This is a genomic window from Lentzea albidocapillata subsp. violacea, assembly GCF_900100275.1.
Taxonomy (GTDB): Bacteria; Actinomycetota; Actinomycetes; order Mycobacteriales; family Pseudonocardiaceae; genus Lentzea; species Lentzea violacea.
Genome location: NZ_FNET01000029.1, coordinates 1 through 17,374 on the forward strand (window position 1 = coordinate 1; position 17,374 = coordinate 17,374).

Sequence of the window (17,374 nt, forward strand, 5' to 3'; positions counted from 1 at the left end):
GCGTGTCGAGTTGACACCCCTACCTGCATGCAGCAAGAGCTATGGCGCGACTCGTGATGGGACCCCACCGCCTGGCCCGCGCGGTAAGGACGGCTTGCCTGCGGCGTCGCGTTTGATCTGGCTGAACCAGTAAACCTGCGATTAACAGTCGTGTCTGTATGCGAAAGGGCGGCTCGCGCTTGTGTGCGGGCCGCCCTTTCGCGCTTGCTGACTTACTCGGAGAGCTCTGCCAGCTGGGCCTTCACCCTGGCCAGCTCGGCTTCCAACTCCTCCATGCGGGTGCGGTGCTGGTCGCGCGCCGCCTCTAGCACCGACTCGATGCCCTCGGCGATGTCCTCGTGCAGCTCCTTGGCCGCCTTCGCGACGGCGATGGCCGGGATGACCAGGCCCGACACGACGCGCTGCGTGCCGTGGACCAGGTCGGCCTGCCATTCGCCTTCGGCGGTGCCGGTCACCGTGAGCGTGAGCTCTACGGTGCGCGTCTTCTTCGCCGTGCTCTTGGGACGGCCGGCCTTCGGCTTCTCGGGCTTGGGGGCCTCGGCCTTCGGAGCCTCGGCGGGCTTGGCAGCCTCGGCGGGCTTCGGGGCCTCGGCCTCGGGGGCCGCCGTTTCCACGACGGTCTCCTCGACTGCCTGCACCTCGGTGAGCGTGTCCGACACGATCAGGTTTCCTCTCTCCGCAACGACGTGACCCCGCGCACAGCATAGAACACGTGTTCGATCAGCCGCCGATGGGGTCAGCGCGAAGCCTAGTCAGTACGGAGGGAGCTGCACGCGCCACTGCCGTTCGACATCTATGACGCCGGGTACCGCCTGCAGGGCCGGGATGGCCCTGACCTCGGCGGTGCCGGTGACCACGCCCAGGGCTTCCAGGACCGTGTCGACCACCAGGCCCGCCTCCCGCAGGTCGTCGAGGACCTGCGGGAGGCTGCCCTCCGTCACGGAGACCATCACCTGGTCCACCGAAGCGGTCATGGCGCCTGGACGAGTCCGCTGCCGATGTCGGTGGACGGCAGGGGCAGGCGCAGTGCGGTGCCGACTAGGCGAGCCCACAGCTCGTAGCCGCGGGCGCCGGTCTTCTCCGCGATCAGGACTGCCACGCCGGCCACGTGCGGGGTCGCCATCGAGGTGCCGCGCAGGCGGCGGTGCTTCTCCGGGAGCTTGAACGACGAGTAGACGTCGACTCCCGGCGCGCACACGTCGATCTGGCCGATCTTGTCCGCCGAGCCCGAGGAGAACGACGCGATCGCGCGGTTCACGTCGATCGCCGCCACCGCGATGATGCTGGGGCAGCGGGCGGGGTGGCCCACCGGCGCGATGCGGGCCGGGCGTGAGGACGCGTTGCCCGACGCCGCGATGATCAGCGTGCCCTTGGCCATCGCGCGCTGGGCGACGGTCTCGTAGATCTGCGAGTACGGCGTGTTCACCGGGACGTCGGCGCCCAGCGACATCGAGATGATCGCGCAGCCGTTCGCGACCGCCCAGTCGATGCCCGCGAGGATGCCGCCGTCGGAGCCGGAGCCCGCGTTCGACAGGACCTTGCCCGCGAAGATCTCGGCCTCGTGCGCGACGCCGTAACCGGGCAGCGTGGCGGGCTTGCGCGGGCCCGCCGACGTGCCGATGCAGTGCGTGCCGTGGCCGTGGCCGTCCTGCACGTCCTCGCCGGTGATGAACGACTTCGTGGTGATGGCGCGGCCCGCGAAGTCCGGGTGGTTCTTCTCCCAGCCGGTGTCCAGGACCGCGATCTTGATGCCCTTGCCGGTGGCCGTGCTGACGTCCGCGCCGACCGCCTGCAGCCCCCAGGTCAGCACGGATTCGTCGGCCGCGGCCTCCGGCGCCTCTTCCTCGACCGGTGCCGCGAACACGTGCACGACGCGTTCCGGCTCGACGATCTGCACCGGGCCCGGGCGCTCGGCGGCGCCGTTCAGCTCGGCCAGCAGGTTCGGGTCGGCGGTCACGACCGCGACACCGAGCTCGGGGAAGACCTGCACGGCCTCCGTGTCCAGATCGCCGCTGTTCGGGTCGAACCCGGCGATGCCGCCGAGCTCGGCCAGTCCCTCTTCGATGGCGTCTTCCTGCAGCAGCACCAGGAACCGGCCGGTGGTCTCCACTTCCGCGGGTTCGGTCATGACTGTTCGCCCCTACTCTCCGTCTAGCCCTCACTAGAGAGTCGTCACATCGGGGCAGTTGTTTCAGGCCATTTGCCGTCTGCGCTGAAAGAATTCACCGATTGGCTCAACGTACTTGGCCGCGATGGGCCCCAGGATGGCCATCAGCAGCACGTACGCGGTGGCCAGCGCCGCCAGGTCGTTGTGCACCTGGCCGGACGCCACGGCCAGTCCGGCGATGACGATCGAGAACTCGCCGCGCGCCACCAGCGCCACGCCCGCACGCATGCGGCCCATCTTGCCGATGCCCTGACGTTTCGCCGCCCACCAGCCCGTGAAGACCTTCGTCGCGGTCGTGACGGCGGCCAGCGCCACCGCGATGCCGAGCACCGGCGGGATCGAACGGGGGTCGGTGTTGAGTCCGAACACGACGAAGAACATCGCCGCGAACAGGTCCCGGAGCGGCTCGAGCAGGCGCGTCGCGTTCTCGGCCGTCGATCCGGAGATCGCGATGCCGAGCAGGAACGCGCCGACCGCGGCGGACACCTGTAGCTGCGAGGCGATGCCCGCGACGAGCAACGCGGAGCCGAGCAGCTTGAGCAGGAACACCTCGTGGTCGGGACTGTCCACAATGGCCGAGATGAACCGGCCGTACTTCAACGCCACCACCAGGACCACGGTGATCGCGAGCAACGAGATGCCGACCGACGTGAGCCCGCCGAGGAAGCTCACGCCCGCGAGAACGGCCGTCAGCACCGGCAGGTACACGGCCATCGCGAGGTCCTCGAACACGAGCACGGACAGCACGACCGGCGTCTCGCGGTTGCCCAGCCGGCCCAGGTCGCCGAGCACCTTCGCGACGATGCCCGACGACGAGATGTACGTGACGCCGGCCATCGCCAGCGCCCCGACCGTGCCCCAGCCGAGCAGGTACGCCGCGATCGCGCCCGGTGCCGCGTTCAGCACCAGGTCGAGGACACCGGCCATCCAGGACTTCTTCAGCCCAGTGGTGAGCTCGGACGCCGAGTACTCGAGGCCGAGCAGCAAAAGCAGCAGCACGACGCCGATCTCGCTGGCGAGGTGGGTGAACTCCTCGATGCCATGTAACGGGATCAACCCGCCCTCGCCGAACGCGAGCCCGCCGATCAGGTAGAGCGGGATCGGGGAGATCCCGGCACGGCGAGCCACACGACCCAGCAGGCCGAGGCCGAAGAACACCGCGCCGAGCTGGATCATGGCAACAGTTGTCTCATGCACTGTGTCTTAACCGCCGTGGAAGATCTGAGCGGCGGCGTCGAGGCCCTCCGCGGTGCCGACGACGACCGCGAGGTCACCGTTTTCGAAGATGAAGTCGGGGCCGGGCGACGGATGGGCGTTGCCCGAGCGCACCACGGCCACGATGGACGCACCGGTCCTCGTGCGCAGAGCGGTCTCGCCGAGAGTGTGGTTCGCGAACGCGGTCACGGGCAGCTGACGGGTCGTGATGCCCGTGATGTCGCGGTGCTCCTCGCGCAGGTGGGCGACGAGCTGCGGCGCGCCGAGCAGGCCCGCGAGCGTGTTCGCCTCTTCCGGCGAGAGGGGTATCGAGGCGGCGCAGGAGTCGGGATCCGTCGCTTTCGACAGGATCAGCTCGAACCGGCCGTCCCGGTAGGTGATCACGCCTACGCGACGTCCGGCGCGGATCGTGAAGTCCTGACGCGTCCCGATGCCCGGAAGGGGCGTGATCTCTACGTTCACACAGATCATGATACGTGCATGTCACTGCGTGTACGTCCCGTGCGTCGCGGCTGGGTGGTGCGTGAAAGCGTGCCCGGTCCCGACGTCGACGAGTTCGCCGAACCCGGCCAGGTGATCGGGGCGCTCGCGAGAGCCCCGCACGGCACGTTGCTGGCCGTCCAGCACCCCCACCGCACGCCTGCCGCGCTGGCGGCGGGCACCGGGCTGCTCGCCGCGCTGCCCCACGCCAGAGCAGAGCTCGCGGTGCTGATCCGGCGGGCGTACACCGAGGTCACCGACGTCGTGGCGCCGTACCGGGTGGACGGGCCGGACGGGACGGCGTGCGGTCTGCTGTGCCTGGTCGACCCGGACGGGATCGAGCACACCGAGGACGTCTACCCGGACGTGGTCGCCGAACGCGGGCAGGTGCTGGCGTCGCTGGGCATCGCGACGAGCGCGGCCATGCTCATCCCGATCACCCCGCACGACGGCCTGACGGACCTGGTGCTCGGCATGACCGAGGAGCCGGCCGTGTCGCTGGTGGACTCGGGTGGACGGCGGCACTGGGTGTGGCTGGTCGGGCCGGGGGAGTCGCAGGAGCGGTTCCTCGAAGCGGCGGGCGCGCATCCGCTGCTCGTCGCGGACGGCAACCACCGGGTCGCGGCGGCGCGGGAGGCGGGCCTCGAAGGCCTGCTCGCGCTCGTCACGTCCGGACCTGGCCTGCGGGTCGGGCCGATCCACCGCGCGATCAGCGGCAGCGGGCTGACCACGTCCGATCTGGTGACCGCGTGGGAACGGGCCGGGCTGGTGGTGTCGTCGTTGCCGTACGTCGTCGATCCGGAACCGGGGGTGGTCGTGGTGCGCTGCCCGGACGCGGTGCTGCGGGTCGAACTGCCGGTGGGACAAGGGATCGACCACGCCGTCGTGGAGTCGTTGCTGCTGGACCAGGCGCTCGGGCTCGATCCGGAGAGCCCGTGCGTGCGGGCGGTCGTGGACCCGTCCGTGGAGGCCGAGGCGGTGTTGCTGATCGCGCCGGTGCCGTTGCGGGAGGTGCTGGCCGGTACCAAGATGCCGCGCAAGAGCACCTACTTCACCCCGAAGCCGCGTAGCGGACTTCTGCTGGCCGACCTGTCACCGTAGGGCCCTGTCCGGCGGGTTCGTTCGGCACTGTTCGTGTGCCGGGCACGCGTTGAAAATCTTCCCATCGCCTGCTGTCTCCCGACTCGTGAGGCACCCACGATGGAACCCCGGCCAGACTTGTTGGAGGTGCGTCGCCACGGCGCGTTGGTGACGCTCACTGGCGAGGTCGACCTGAGCACCAGCGACCTGCTGCGCGCCGAACTCGCGCTGGCCTGCTCGTCCGGGGACGGTGACGTGGTGGTCGACTTCACCGCCCTGACGTTCATCGGGTCGAGCGGCCTGCACGTGCTGATCGAGACGGCGTCGGCACTGGGCCAGCGGCGGCTGGTGCTGCTCGGCGGCGGCTGGGGCGCCTACGTCGTGAACCTGCTCGACCTCACCCTCAAGTTCCCCAACATCGTCGTCGACCGCTGAAGTCCACTGAGGACCGCTGCTAGGGTCGATCGCATGGCGGTACGAGCGATCAGGGGAGCCACGCAGATCGCCGCGGACTCGCGGGACCTGCTGCTGGAGGCCACGGCCGAGCTGGTGCGAGAGGTGTTGGCGTGCAACGCGTTGACGTCCGACGACCTGATCAGCGTCGTGCTCACCGCGACACCCGATCTCGTGTCCGAGTTCCCCGCCTACGCCGCGCGCCTGGCCGGTCTCTCGGACGTGCCGCTGCTGTCCGCGACCGAGATCGCGGTGCCGGGCTCGATGCCGCGCGTGGTCAGGTTGCTGGCGCACGTCGAGACCGATCTGCCGCGGTCGTCGGTGAAGCACGTCTACCTGCGCGGTGCGGCGGCGTTGCGGACCGACCTCAACCACTGAAGGCGGCGCTGACCGCGTCGACGTGCCGATGGTCGGTGCCGCAACAGCCACCCAGCACGGTCAGCTGCGGGAAGCGCGCCTTGAGCTTCCGGTAGTCGTCCGCGAACTCCGCGGGATCACCCCGGTCCAGCACCTCGGCCTCGTCGAGCTCGGCGTGGCTGAGCTTCGACGCGTTGGCCCTGATGCCGCGCAAACGTTTGGTCCACGCGGCTTCGGGGTCGAGCGCCGGTGCGATGTGCGTGGGATGCGCGCAGTTGACCATGTAGTAGGCCGGGTGGCCGTCCGTGTCGCGGTCGACGGCCTGGATCGCGTCGCCCAGCGCGTCCCCGCTCGGCAGCCTGCCGTCCGTCTCGACCGTGAACGAGATGACGACCGGGACCTCCGCTTCTCTGGCGGCGTCGATGATGCCGGTCGCCTCGGGGATGTTCGTCAGCGTCATGGCGGTGACGAGGTCGGCCTGGGTGTCGGCGAACGTCCGGATCTGCGTCGAGTGGTAGTCGCGTGCCTCGTCGCGGCTCATGATCGTCTTGGGCCGGTAGGCGTCGCCGCGCGGTCCGACGCAGCCGCTGATGACGACCGGGATCGCGAACCGCTGCCGCACGTCGAGAAGCAGGTCGACAGCCTTGCGGTTGGCTGCTTCGAGACGTTTCCCGTCGTAACCCCTGCGCGTGGCCCAGTCGGGGTTGGCGCGCCAGGTCGCCGTCTCCAGCACGATGCCGGCGCCGTCGCGTTCGGCGATGCTCGCGTAGCGCTCGAAGTAGCGGGTGAGCGCCGCGTGGCCGTCGGCATCGTCGAGCAACGGAAACGCGGCGAAGTCGGGCAGGTCGATGCCGTCGTCGAACACGAGGGTGGTCTCGGCGCCGCCGTCGGTGAGGAAGAGCGGGGCATCTAGCTGGGGCAGCTGCATCATCGGGTGCCTTCAGGCCGGAGGGCTCAGTGTGCGACCGGGACGACGGTTCTGCCCGCTAAGATGAACCGATCACTGGGGGTGATCGCATGGTTCAGCCATATCTGGCCGAGTACCGCTACTACGCGTTGTTCGAAGACGGGCACGGCATGTCCGATGTCGGCAACGCCCAGGGTCTCTACCGCAGCCTCGGCGTCTACGACGAGCAGAAGTACGACGGCCACGGTGTGTGGAGAGACAGCGACGGCCTGTCGAGAGCCGGCGACCGGGACTCCTATGACGACTACCGCGAGGTGAGCGTCGCAGAGTCGGAGAGGCTCCGGCAGCTGGCCGACGACCGGGGGCCCGCGCGGGCGGAGCGGCGGGACGGCTTCCAAGGTGGTGGCTTCGCGGTGTTCCGGCGCGAGGCCGACCTGGCCGACCTGCGCTCCGCGTACGCCGTGGTCGACGAGTTGCTGCCGGAGCACCGTTTCTCGTTGCCGCTGCTGCCATCCGAGCGTGCCAAGCTGGCGGCGATCATCGTCCTCCTCGCGGCCAGGCGGCAAGCCGAAGTGGTGGACGGCCACCACTACTTCGCGGTGTTCGACCGCCTCAACGACTTCGTGGCCCTCGACCGAGCGCACTCGCTGATCCGTTGTCCCGCCAACGGTGACGGGCAGTGGGAGACGTTCCTGCACGAGAACCAGTGGGTGCGAGGGGAAGAGCCGCGGCGCGAGCACGTCCTGCCGGTCAGCCGCGAGGAGGCCCGGCGGATCAGTCGGCTCAGGGAGACCGCGGGGATCAGGTACTTCGATGTCCAGCTCGACTCCAGGAGGCAACGGGAGATCGTCCGTCGCACCGGAACGAGCGACGAGGCCGTGGCCGATCTCGGCTGGCGGCCCACCGACGTGCTCGGGCGGTTGCAGCCGCACTGGGTGGTCGAAGAGCTCGGTGAGCGCGGCTTCGGCAGCGCGCGCTACGTCTGTGTTCTTTCGGCGAGGTCGGAAAGGTTTCGCGGCCGGCCCCACGACTACCAGGCGATCTTCGGCGGGGACGATGTCTACGACTTCGGCAAGGTCCACTACCTGGCCAGGAAACTGCCGACGTACGAGCTCGAGTACGAGCTGTGGACGCCGGACGGCTGGGAGTGGACCGCCGGTGGGCCCGGCGGGAGGTCGCTGCCGATCTCCGAGGAGGAGTTCCAGCGGCTCGCGGCGCCCCGCCCGGACGAGCGGGGCCCCGGCGACGTCAGGCGCTGAACTCCTTGCCGGGCAGCCACCCGTTGGGGATGTCCGTGACGCGCCACGTCGGCACGGACACGTTCACCGTGCGGATCGGCGTGGCGAGGAACGGCCCCACCTCGGGCACCTTCGCGACGAGCCGCTGCCGCACAGCCTCGTCCTCGGCCCCGTCGACCACCACGGCCGTACCGCGGGCCTTGTGCGCGGCGAGCGTGCGATGCAGCAACGCCTCGACATCGGCGTGCTGTTCAGCGGTGGTCACTCAGTCCTCCAAGAATTCGGTGGTGCGCACACCAGATCGGCCGGGAGGGTTGGCGCCTGTTGCCGATTCCACCGATCGGTACCGCCGTGCCGTGCCGATCAAGCGGGGCTGGAACCGTCGTGGACTGTCCCGCCTGCGGTGTGAGCGTCCGCACCAGGCACAATGTGGCCGTGGGTGTCTCGGAGGGAGCTGCTGTGGGCCAGGGTCAGTTGCGCGGTGTGGTCGCTCTCGACGGACCGGCCGGCACCGGCAAGTCCACCGTGGCCAAGCGCCTCGCGACGGCGCTGGACGCGCGCTACCTCGACACCGGCTCGATGTACCGGGCGATCGCGCTGGCGGTGCTGCGCGCGGGCGTCGATCCGACGGACGAGGTCAAGGTCGCCGCGGTCGTGGACAACGCGGTGCTCGTGGTCGGCACCGACCCGCGCAGGCCGGGCATCACGCTCGACGGCGACGACGTGTCGGCCGAGATCCGCGGGCCCGAGGTGTCGCTGGCGGTGTCACCCGTCTCCGCGACCGGGCACGTGCGCGAGCTGCTGGTCGCCCAGCAGCGGGCGATCATCGCGGACGCCGTCGACCACGTCGGCGGGATCGTCGTCGAGGGCCGTGACATCGGCACCGTCGTGTCGCCCGACGCCCCGTTGAAGGTCTACCTGACGGCGTCGGCGGACGCGCGAGCCGCACGCAGGACCAAGCAGGACAACGCCGCCGGGCGTCAGTCCACTGTGGACGCCGCGCTGGCCGACGTGCAGCGCCGCGACAAGTACGACTCGTCGCGCGCGGTGTCGCCGTTGAAGGCGGCCGACGACGCGGTGGAGCTCGACAACACCGACCTCGACCTCGTGGGCACCGTGCACGCGTTGCTGGAACTCGTGGACCGGCGCGGACTGCGGGTGACCGGGTGAGCGTTCCCCAGGGGACGGTGCCCTGGCTGTTCGACCTCGGCCGCTGGATCGGGCGGGTCCCTTATGCCTGGCAGTTCCGGATTCGGGTGCACGGGCGCGACCGCGTACCCTTGAGCGGCGGCGTGGTCGTCGTCGCGAACCACAGCTCGATGGCCGACGGGCCGATCCTGTTCGGGGTGCTGCCCCGGCGCGTGACGTTCCTGATCAAGCAGGAGATGTTCAAGGGCGCCGCCGGCTACCTCCTGGCCAAGATCGGGCAGATCCCCGTCAAGCGCGGAGAAGCCGACCGCACTGCGCTGACCAGCGCGTTGTCCGTGCTCAAGGCCGGTGGCGTGATCGGGATCTTTCCCGAGGGAACGCGCGGCGAGGGCGACGTGGCGAGCGCGCAGAACGGCGCCGCGTGGCTCGCCAAGACCTCCGCCGCGATGGTGCTGCCGATCGCCTGCCGCGGGACGTACCAGGCCAAGGGCTGGCGGCCCGAGGTCGACGTGCTGATCGGTGAGCCGTTCCACCTCCCCGAGGGGAAGGGTCGAGCGGCTCTGGGCGTTGCCACCGAGCAGGTGCGCGATCGCCTGGCGACACTGGTCGCCGAACTAGATGGACATCGCAAGAGTGAGGGAAGACGATGACGGACCTGGACGGCACCTGGGAGGACGAGGCCGACTGGTCAGCCTTCGACGACCTCGACGGCTCTGGCGGCGAGGAAGCCGCGCCGCCGCAGCCGGTGCTCGCGGTGGTGGGACGGCCGAACGTCGGCAAGTCCACACTGGTCAACCGCATCATCGGCCGGCGAGAGGCCGTGGTGCAGGACGTGCCGGGCGTGACGCGTGACCGCGTCGCGTACGACGCGCTGTGGAACGGTCGCAAGTTCACCGTGGTCGACACGGGTGGCTGGGAGCCGGACGCGGTCGGGCTGCAGGCCTCCGTGGCCGCGCAGGCCGAGCTCGCGATGGCGACCGCCGACGTGATCCTGCTGGTCGTGGACGGGTCGGTGGGCGCGACGTCCACCGAGGAGGCCGTCGCGAAGGTCCTGCGCCGGTCGAAGAAGCCCGTGATCCTCTGCGCGTCCAAGGTGGACGACGACCGGCTGATGGCCGACATCGCATCGCTGTGGTCGCTGGGCCTCGGCGAGCCGTTCCCGGTGTCCGGACTGCACGGCCGCGGCTCCGGTGACCTGCTCGACGTGATCCTCGAGAGGCTGCCCGAGAGCCCGCGCGACGACTTCGGCGGCGGCCACGGCGGTCCCCGCCGCGTGGCGCTGGTCGGCAAGCCGAACGTCGGCAAGTCGTCGCTGCTGAACCGGCTGACGGGCGAGGACCGCTCGGTGGTCGACTCCGTCGCGGGCACCACCGTCGACCCGGTCGACTCGCTGGTGGAGCTCGACGGCGAGATCTGGCGTTTCGTGGACACCGCCGGCCTGCGCAAGCGGGTGAAGTTCTCCGGCGGCGCCGAGTACTACGCGTCGCTGCGCACCAAGTCCGCGATCGAGACCGCCGAGGTCGCGGTCGTGCTGCTGGACGCGCACGAGCCGTTGGCGGAGCAGGACCTCCGGGTGCTGACGATGGTGGTCGAGTCGGGCCGCGCGTGCGTGCTGGCGTTCAACAAGTGGGACCTGGTCGACGAGGACCGCCGCAACGAGATGGTGCGCGAACTCGAGCGCGGCCTCGTGCGCGTGCCGTGGGCGGACAAGGTCAACATCTCGGCCCTGACCGGCCGCGCCGTGCACAAGCTCGCCCCGGCCCTGCGCATCGCGCTGAACTCGTGGGACACCCGCGTGCCGACCGGCCGCCTCAACCAGTGGCTGACCGAACTGATCTCCGCGACCCCGCCGCCCGTGCGCAGCGGCAAGCAGCCCAAGGTCCTGTTCGCGACCCAGGCCTCGACCCGCCCGCCGACGTTCGTGCTGTTCACGACCGGGTTCCTCGAGGCGGGCTACCGCCGGTTCATCGAGCGCAGGCTGCGTGAGGAGTTCGGCTTCCAGGGCAGCCCGGTCCGCATCTCCGTGCGCGTGCGCGAGAAGAAGAAGGCCGGTTCCTCCAAGAAGTAGTTCTCCGGGGGCCGACCCGGCCGATCTGGTTGCCCTTTGCCATGGGGTGCGGTTGGTTGGGTTGGTGGCCGTACGCGTGGTGCTAGCCGACGACGAGGCCCTGCTGCGGCGGGGCCTCAAAGTTCTCCTCGAAGCAGACGGACGAGTGGAGGTCGTCGGCGAAGCAGCCGACGGCGCCGAACTGGTAGAGCAAGTCCTCGCCCACCTGCCGGACGTGGCGCTGGTCGACGTCCAGATGCCGGGAGTGGACGGCCTGGAGGCGGTCCGCCGCCTGCGAACCTGGGCCACCCCGCCCGCGATCGCGGTGCTGACCACGTTCGACCTGGACGACTACGTGGCAACAGCCCTGGACCTGGGCGCCCAGGGCTTCCTGCTGAAGGACGCCGAACCGGAAGCCCTGGTCCGAGCCGTGGTAGACCTCGCAGCCGGCGGAGCCGTCCTGGACCCGAGAATCACCGCCCGCTTGCTGCCTCGCCTACGGGGCTTCCGCGCGAACCGGCAGCTGGATTCGTTGTCCGCCCGCGAACGCCAGGTCCTGGAACTGGTCGCGGCCGGCCGCTCGAACCACTCGATCGCCGAGGAACTCTGCCTCTCCGAAGCGACGGTGAAGAGCTACGTCTCCACCGTCCTCACCAAGCTGGGCGTGGAAAACCGGGTGCAGGCGGCTCTGGTCGCCCACCAGGTCGGTGTGTGGTGAAACCCGCCCTGCGCGAAACGCTCACCGTAGGCATCACCACAGGCGTCGTCCTCCTGACCGAGGACCGCCCGTTCACCTGGTCCCTCTGGACCGCGGTAGGCGCCTCCCTGCTCCTCTCCCTCCGCCTGCGCTGGCCGTGGCTGGCGTCCCTCCTGTGCGTCCCCGCGGTAGCCGGCGGCCTCGGCTGGGCCCCCGCCCTCGTCGCCCAATACCGCCTGGGCAGCAAGGAGAAGTCGATCCCGGTCCAGGCCTTCTGGGTCCTGCTGATGACAGTCGCCTCGATCGCCCCGGTCCTGCTGACCGAGACCATCCCGATCGGCCCGTTACTCCTGGCCACCGCCTTCGCCTTCGGCCTGGCAGCAGCCCCCACAGCGCTGGGCGCCCTCCTGACCACCCGCAAGGAACTGACCCAGTCGCTCTACGAAACCCGCAGAGCAAGAGCAGCAGAACTAGAAGCCCAGGAAACCTCGGCCCGAGCCGCGGAACGAGCCCGAATAGCCCGCGAAATCCACGACGCGGTAGGCCACCACGCCACCCTCATCGCCGTGGAATCCGCAGCCCTGGCCGCCACCGCACCAGACCCGGCAGTCCGCGAGACAGCACTACGCCTACGAGCGCTGGCAAAGGAATCGCTGTCCGAGATGCGAGCAGCCCTAGGGCTCCTGAACTCCGACACGACCTACCCGTCCCTGCAAGAACTCGTGGACCGAGCCCGAGTCGCAGGCGTCTCCGTAACGCTGTCGGAAACAGGCGACACCCCCCTCTCCCCAGCGGTCTCCAGAGCCCTCTTCCGAGTAGTCCAAGAATCCCTGACCAACGTGACAAAACACTCCCCGGGCGCCACGGTGACAGTGACGGTGGACCGATCCTCCCCGGTCCGAGTAACAGTCGTGAACGGCCCAGGCGACCTACCGTCCCCCGCAGACGGAGGAGGCGCCGGCCTGCACGGCCTCTCCGAACGGGTACGCCTGGCAGGCGGCACCCTGACCACCTCGTACCGAGCAGACGGCGGCTTCAGCGTCAGCGCCGTCCTACCACCCGGTAAGTCGAAGGTTGACGGACAAGACTCGACTTTCGGAGGTGGCGCCCGAGACGCCGCCACCGCATAGTTCTGGTGTCGGTCGAGGATCGGGGGATCGGTCGGACCGAGGGACGCGGGGACCCGAACTTCGGGTCCCCGCCGTATTTCCGCAGCTCGTGGCCTGTTGCGGGGGCCGTTTTTGATCTCTGTCCGCGGTGTTGTAGGATTTCCCATGCACGCCGGGGAACCGGAAGTGTGGCCGGGACGTGGCGCAGTTTGGTAGCGCACTTGACTGGGGGTCAAGGGGTCGCAGGTTCAAATCCTGTCGTCCCGACGGTCGAAAAGACCCGCTGACTTAGGCATAAAGCCTGGTCAGCGGGTCTTTTTCATTGTCGCCGTCGATCATGCGATTGATCTTCTGTCGTCTCACAGAGGCGTGTGAGTGACTAACTGAGTGACAACAGTTCTAGCTAGCCCTCGGGAACAGCCGGTCCATCGTCGTTGCACCCTCCTGCATCACGGGCACGATCTGGTGTCGATAGACCGTTTCCGTCACTGTGGTGCTGCTGTGGCCGACCAGCCTCGCGATGTCTTCGAGCTTCACACCCGAGGCGGACAGCACCGACACGAAGCTGTGCCGCATCTCCCGAGGCGTCCAGTCCTTCGCGGCGAGGCCAGCAGCCTTGACCACCCGGCGGAACGCACGGCGGACGTTGTGCGAGTCGAGTTCGGTACCGACTTCCGACGCGAACACCAGGCCGTGTTCCTTCCACCGCTTGCCTGCGAGCTTGCGCCTGGCGTCCTGGTGGACGCGGTGCGCCTCCAGCGCCTCGACACACCGCGTTGGCATGGCGAGCGTTCGCCGCGACTTCTTGGTTTTCGTGTCGCCACCCTCACGGACTGACCGCCACACCGAGATCGACGGCAGTACGACCGGGACGGCGTCCGGCTTGCCGAGCAGGTCGACATGGTCCCACGTCAAGGCGCGCAGTTCCTCAGTGCGAGCGCCGATCAACAGCGACAGCACGACGTACGCGTACAGCGGGGAGTCCTCCGCTGCCTTGAGCACCGCTTCGAACTGGCCGAACGTGAGCGACTTCGACGGGCGTCCGTCCTGACCATTCGGCACTTCGCACAACTGGACCACGTTGCGCTTGACCTTGTCGCGCTTCTGCGCCATGCGCACCGAGCGGTTCAGAATGGAGTGCACCAACCGCAGGGTGCGCGTGGAGAGCGTGAGCGAGAGTTCTTCCAACCAGTCGTCCACCTCGTCAGCGGACAACTCGCGAAGGTTGCGCTCACCCAAGCTGGGGATGATGTGGCCGGCCGCGAGGTAGGTGTAGTTCTTCACCGTTTCCTTGCTGCACCTACGCAATCCGTACTTCAGGAATGCCGTGACCGCTTCCTTGACCTTGTACATGTGAGGCGTGGCGGGCAGGCCGTCGTCCAACTCGCGTTGGATCTCCTTGAGCTTCTCCTTGGCCCCGGTGAAGGTCTCGGCGCTCCGCCTGATGGTGTCGCGCTTTCCGTTGGCTTTGAAGCCAATGTGCACCGTGGCAATCCACCTCTGGCGCGACTCGTCCCAGTGAATGCCGCCGTCCCCCCGGCTACGCCGCTTCTTCTTGTCCTCGTCGTCACGCGGTTTCGCCATAGTGCACCCCCGCTTCCCGCTCCAACAGCGCCACGTAGTCCCGAATGGCCGACGCCGGAACGAGCGTCGCCCTGCCCTGCTTCACGAACCGGAGTCGCCCGGCGCGAATCTGCTCGTAGATGACCGACCGGCTCAGGGAAAGCAGCAACATCGCTTCCGGGATCTTGTAAAGGAACTTCGTCAGTTCGATGACGTCGTCGGTGGTGCTCATTTCTCCCCCTCAGCGTCCACATCAGACGGCGTGGTCGGCGCGGGCAGGTAACGCGCCCACGCGTCGGCGAGACCGCTTTGCTCCACCTGGCGAACGGTGGGATAGGTGACGTAGCCCTTCGCGTTGCTGCCGTTGTTGTGCTTCACGGTCAGCGGTGCCACCTGGTAGAGGCTGAGTTCCTTTGCGAGTCGTCGTGAGTCGAGCGGCTTTCCCCATGCGTCCTGCCATGGAGCGTCTTCCAAGGACAGCAGGCGCGTCAGGATCTCCGTCGTGTGCATGCGATCCGTGCCCGTTTCCATGAAGAGCGTTCGCAGGTCGGCCAGCAGCCGCACACCGAGTGACGAGGCACCTTTCTTGCTCGCGTTCACGAAGTGCGTGCACGCGGCTCGCGCGGTGGCGGGCCAATGACCACCCGCCAGGTCGGCGATTGCAAGCAGCGGTTCCCAGACCTCGGCCGGCCGGTCGTCGACACCGTGCGGCATCTCGGGTTCAGCTTCTACCAGCCTTTCCCCGATGCTGGTTGCCCACGTGCTCAGCGCATCCCGGACCGGCTCAGCTTGCCGAACGACCTTCGATTCCCTGTAGGGCTCCACACGCTCGTCGTGACGGCGCTTGCGAAGGTGGATGGTGATGGCGCGGGTCGTGATGGTGTCGGGCATCCTGCCGACGAGTCCAGCCAGCGCGGCGGGCGCGAAGATGGGCAGGCGGTCCACAGTGAACCCGGTCGCCGGGTCGCCCTTGGCCTTCGGGATCTTGGCGCTGCGCTTGTAGCCAAGGTTCAGCATCTGGCGGACGTCCTCATTGCCCGTTCCGCCAACACCGAACACGGCGTCAACCTCGTCCATCAGGATGGTGATCGGTCCGGCCGCGACCATGCGGACGAGCGCGGCGGCGGAACCGCCCGCCGTCATCTCCGCTTCCCTGGTGAGGTGCTGAGCGATCTCCAGTACCCGCGTCTTGCCCGATCCCGGTTCCGGGGACGACAGGATCAGGCGCGGCGTGGTGTAGAAGGCATCGGCGACCCACGTGTGGGCATACCAGAGCGCGAGCATCGGCGCGCAGTGCTCGTGAGGGAACACGGAGAACCGCGCCACGAAGTCACGGACCTGGTCCAGCACTTCGTGTCCGGGCAGGGCGGTCGGGGTCGGGAGGACCCTCAGTGCGGCGGTCATGCTGCGTTCCTCTCGGCGATGGCTCCGGCGGTGATCAGTCGGCCGATGTGCTCTGCGACGGCGGGGACGACGGCGTTTCCGAGTGCGCGACGTCGGTCCACCCCGTCGGGAACCCCATGAGCCACTCGATCCACGTCGGGTTCGGCGGGCCACCCACCGCGTCCCCCAGGTCCACCGCTGTGCGGCTGGTGGCCATGCTGCGGTAGATCGCTTCCTCGGTCATGCCGCCACGGACAGCGTCCTTCGCTTTCGGCGTGGGCCAGAACGAACATGCGCTCACGTGCGTGTGGCGCACCCACCGCACAAGCTGAGACCAGTCCGGCACGGGCTCGGTACCCGGCTCGTCGGAGGTCACGGAGAACATCGGCAAGGCCTCGCCGGTGCAGACCGGGCACGTTCTCGGCGACGACCCAGGTCGGTCGGAGCGCGGCGATGACGTCGAACATGGCCGGCCAGAGCCAGCGTTCGTCTTGCTGCGCCAGTTTGAGACCCGAGTCCGATACGGGCTGACAGGGGAAACCTCCAGCGACAACATCAACGGCTGGTCGTCGCTGGGAGCGCCACCACTGGACTGCGGTGCGGACGTCGTCATGACGGGGAACCTCCGGCCAGTGCTTGGCCAACACCTGTTGGCAGAACGGGTTGATCTCCACCTGGCCGACGACGGCCATTCCGGCGCGTTCCAAACCGAGCGACAAGCCGCCGATGCCCTCGAACAGTCCGAGCACGTTCACGCCGCCACCCCCAACCGCGTCACCGCAGGCGTGGAACCGTGCAGCGCCAACGGCTTTGGCACGGCGGGGTGCAGGTGCTCGGGGCAGCGCACCGACGAGAGGTCCGGCAGACGCGCGGCCAACTCGTCGGGCAACGGGTGGACGAACTCCACCAGCACCCGGCAACCGGTGTGTCCACACGGGATCGAGCTTCGGAGCAGCCGGCGACGCGCCAACTCCCGATAGGTGGGGCCGATCGCGCTGCCCCAGGCCTGCGCGGCGGACATGTCGTGCGAGGCGCTGCGAGTGCGTTCCCGGCAGACGCGTTCGGTCTCGTCGTGTTGTGCGGCCAGGCGGGCGCTGATCGCGTTCGGGGTGTTCTCCTGCAACCTGGTGAGCGCGGCGAGCACCACGGCGGCGGCCTTGCGCGGGTCGGTGTCGGGCAGCGCGCACCACGTCCGGCTTCCGGCGGGCGGGATGATCCCGGTGGCGTTGGCGCGGGTGAGCAGCGGAGCGGCCCAGAGTCGGACGGCGTTCGGGTCGCAGAGCGGGCGACGGTCGGTGGTCATGACCTGTCTCCTGTCACGTTCTGTAGTCGAACACGGGCGTGCGGAGGGAAGGCGACCAGCGGGAGGCCGGTCGGCCGGTGGCAAGCGGAGGGGTGATCGAGCCGGGTTAGGTCCGTCAAACCGGGTTAGCTTCCTAACCGGGCGGTGAGGTCCGGCCGATCATGATGTTGAGCTGCGAAGAGTTAGCAGGTGAGGTGAGTTAGGCGGTGTCGCGTGACCTCGTCAG

Annotated in this window: 21 protein-coding genes and 1 tRNA gene; 10 read left to right on the forward strand and 12 right to left on the reverse strand. The window is 68.8% G+C overall.

Going from position 1 to position 17,374, the window contains the following annotated elements; translation table 11 throughout:
* Positions 1–212: 212 nt before the first annotated feature.
* The 5 genes from BLR21_RS37495 to BLR21_RS37515 all read right to left on the reverse strand — a co-directional run bounded on the left by BLR21_RS37495 (position 213) and on the right by BLR21_RS37515 (position 3,844).
* Complete coding sequence (locus BLR21_RS37495; protein WP_256335189.1) at positions 213–659, reverse strand: DUF6319 family protein; 447 nt, start codon at positions 657–659, stop codon at positions 213–215.
* 93 nt (positions 660–752) lie between these two features.
* Positions 753–974 (reverse strand): hypothetical protein, encoded by a 222-nt coding sequence (locus tag BLR21_RS37500; RefSeq protein ID WP_245983648.1) that lies wholly within the window; start codon positions 972–974, stop codon positions 753–755.
* Complete coding sequence (locus BLR21_RS37505) at positions 971–2,128, reverse strand: S8 family peptidase (protein ID WP_090014222.1); 1,158 nt, start codon at positions 2,126–2,128, stop codon at positions 971–973. The genes BLR21_RS37500 and BLR21_RS37505 overlap by 4 nt, the downstream gene beginning before the upstream one ends.
* Before the next feature lie 63 nt (positions 2,129–2,191).
* On the reverse strand, positions 2,192–3,343 hold the full coding sequence (locus BLR21_RS37510) for a cation:proton antiporter (RefSeq protein WP_030480027.1): 1,152 nt from the start codon (positions 3,341–3,343) through the stop codon (positions 2,192–2,194).
* 27 nt (positions 3,344–3,370) lie between these two features.
* Positions 3,371–3,844, reverse strand: coding sequence for a cation:proton antiporter regulatory subunit (locus BLR21_RS37515; protein WP_176929968.1), 474 nt, complete (start codon positions 3,842–3,844; stop codon positions 3,371–3,373).
* Between the two features lie 18 nt (positions 3,845–3,862).
* Between BLR21_RS37515 and BLR21_RS37520 the strand changes: the two genes are divergently transcribed.
* The 3 genes from BLR21_RS37520 (at position 3,863) to aroH (ending at position 5,773) form a co-directional block, all read left to right on the forward strand.
* Positions 3,863–4,963, forward strand: a complete 1,101-nt coding sequence (locus BLR21_RS37520) for a DUF1015 family protein (RefSeq protein ID WP_090014227.1) — start codon at positions 3,863–3,865, stop codon at positions 4,961–4,963.
* Between the two features lie 126 nt (positions 4,964–5,089).
* Complete coding sequence (locus BLR21_RS37525) at positions 5,090–5,377, forward strand: STAS domain-containing protein (RefSeq protein ID WP_176929969.1); 288 nt, start codon at positions 5,090–5,092, stop codon at positions 5,375–5,377.
* Between the two features lie 33 nt (positions 5,378–5,410).
* Positions 5,411–5,773 (forward strand): chorismate mutase, encoded by a 363-nt coding sequence (gene aroH, locus BLR21_RS37530; protein WP_090014231.1) that lies wholly within the window; start codon positions 5,411–5,413, stop codon positions 5,771–5,773.
* Here the strand turns inward: aroH and BLR21_RS37535 are convergent.
* Entirely contained in the window at positions 5,763–6,683 is a 921-nt protein-coding gene (locus tag BLR21_RS37535) for a homocysteine S-methyltransferase family protein (protein ID WP_090014233.1), read from the reverse strand. The two genes, aroH and BLR21_RS37535, sit on opposite strands and share 11 nt — an antisense overlap.
* A gap of 86 nt (positions 6,684–6,769) precedes the next feature.
* Between BLR21_RS37535 and BLR21_RS37540 the strand changes: the two genes are divergently transcribed.
* Positions 6,770–7,918 carry a hypothetical protein gene (locus BLR21_RS37540; protein WP_090014235.1) on the forward strand — a complete coding sequence of 383 codons (1,149 nt, stop codon included), beginning with the start codon at positions 6,770–6,772 and terminating at the stop codon, positions 7,916–7,918.
* Here BLR21_RS37540 and BLR21_RS44240 read toward each other — a convergent pair.
* On the reverse strand, positions 7,908–8,162 hold the full coding sequence (locus tag BLR21_RS44240; protein ID WP_090014237.1) for a hypothetical protein: 255 nt from the start codon (positions 8,160–8,162) through the stop codon (positions 7,908–7,910). The genes BLR21_RS37540 and BLR21_RS44240 overlap by 11 nt on opposite strands.
* A 218-nt stretch (positions 8,163–8,380) precedes the next feature.
* Between BLR21_RS44240 and cmk the strand changes: the two genes are divergently transcribed.
* The 6 genes from cmk (at position 8,381) to BLR21_RS37575 (ending at position 13,166) form a co-directional block, all read left to right on the forward strand.
* Positions 8,381–9,067: a (d)CMP kinase gene (gene cmk, locus BLR21_RS37550; RefSeq protein WP_090014357.1), complete on the forward strand. Its 687-nt coding sequence runs from the start codon at positions 8,381–8,383 to the stop codon at positions 9,065–9,067.
* Complete coding sequence (locus BLR21_RS37555; protein ID WP_090014239.1) at positions 9,064–9,696, forward strand: lysophospholipid acyltransferase family protein; 633 nt, start codon at positions 9,064–9,066, stop codon at positions 9,694–9,696. Before cmk ends, BLR21_RS37555 begins: the two co-directional genes overlap by 4 nt.
* Positions 9,693–11,114 (forward strand): ribosome biogenesis GTPase Der, encoded by a 1,422-nt coding sequence (der, locus tag BLR21_RS37560; protein WP_090014242.1) that lies wholly within the window; start codon positions 9,693–9,695, stop codon positions 11,112–11,114. Before BLR21_RS37555 ends, der begins: the two co-directional genes overlap by 4 nt.
* A 64-nt stretch (positions 11,115–11,178) precedes the next feature.
* A complete protein-coding gene (locus BLR21_RS37565) occupies positions 11,179–11,811 on the forward strand; it encodes a response regulator (RefSeq protein ID WP_036016238.1) in 633 nt (210 codons plus the stop codon).
* Positions 11,808–12,920 (forward strand): sensor histidine kinase, encoded by a 1,113-nt coding sequence (locus tag BLR21_RS37570; RefSeq protein ID WP_090014365.1) that lies wholly within the window; start codon positions 11,808–11,810, stop codon positions 12,918–12,920. The genes BLR21_RS37565 and BLR21_RS37570 overlap by 4 nt, the downstream gene beginning before the upstream one ends.
* Positions 12,921–13,092: 172 nt before the next feature.
* Positions 13,093–13,166 (forward strand) — tRNA-Pro (locus tag BLR21_RS37575).
* A gap of 132 nt (positions 13,167–13,298) precedes the next feature.
* Here BLR21_RS37575 and BLR21_RS37580 read toward each other — a convergent pair.
* From BLR21_RS37580 to BLR21_RS37600, 5 genes are all read right to left on the reverse strand, one after another.
* Positions 13,299–14,483 carry a site-specific integrase gene (locus BLR21_RS37580; protein WP_090014244.1) on the reverse strand — a complete coding sequence of 395 codons (1,185 nt, stop codon included), beginning with the start codon at positions 14,481–14,483 and terminating at the stop codon, positions 13,299–13,301.
* Entirely contained in the window at positions 14,467–14,694 is a 228-nt protein-coding gene (locus BLR21_RS37585) for a helix-turn-helix domain-containing protein (protein ID WP_090014246.1), read from the reverse strand. Before BLR21_RS37585 ends, BLR21_RS37580 begins: the two co-directional genes overlap by 17 nt.
* The gene (locus BLR21_RS37590) at positions 14,691–15,788 is read right to left on the reverse strand and encodes a DUF3631 domain-containing protein (protein WP_256335190.1); all 1,098 of its coding nucleotides are present in this window, start codon (positions 15,786–15,788) and stop codon (positions 14,691–14,693) included. The genes BLR21_RS37585 and BLR21_RS37590 overlap by 4 nt, the downstream gene beginning before the upstream one ends.
* Before the next feature lie 74 nt (positions 15,789–15,862).
* Positions 15,863–16,537: a DNA cytosine methyltransferase gene (locus BLR21_RS37595; RefSeq protein ID WP_256335194.1), complete on the reverse strand. Its 675-nt coding sequence runs from the start codon at positions 16,535–16,537 to the stop codon at positions 15,863–15,865.
* Positions 16,538–16,596: 59 nt separating this feature from the next.
* A complete protein-coding gene (locus tag BLR21_RS37600) occupies positions 16,597–17,148 on the reverse strand; it encodes a DUF2742 domain-containing protein (RefSeq protein WP_090014253.1) in 552 nt (183 codons plus the stop codon).
* Positions 17,149–17,374 lie beyond the last annotated feature (226 nt).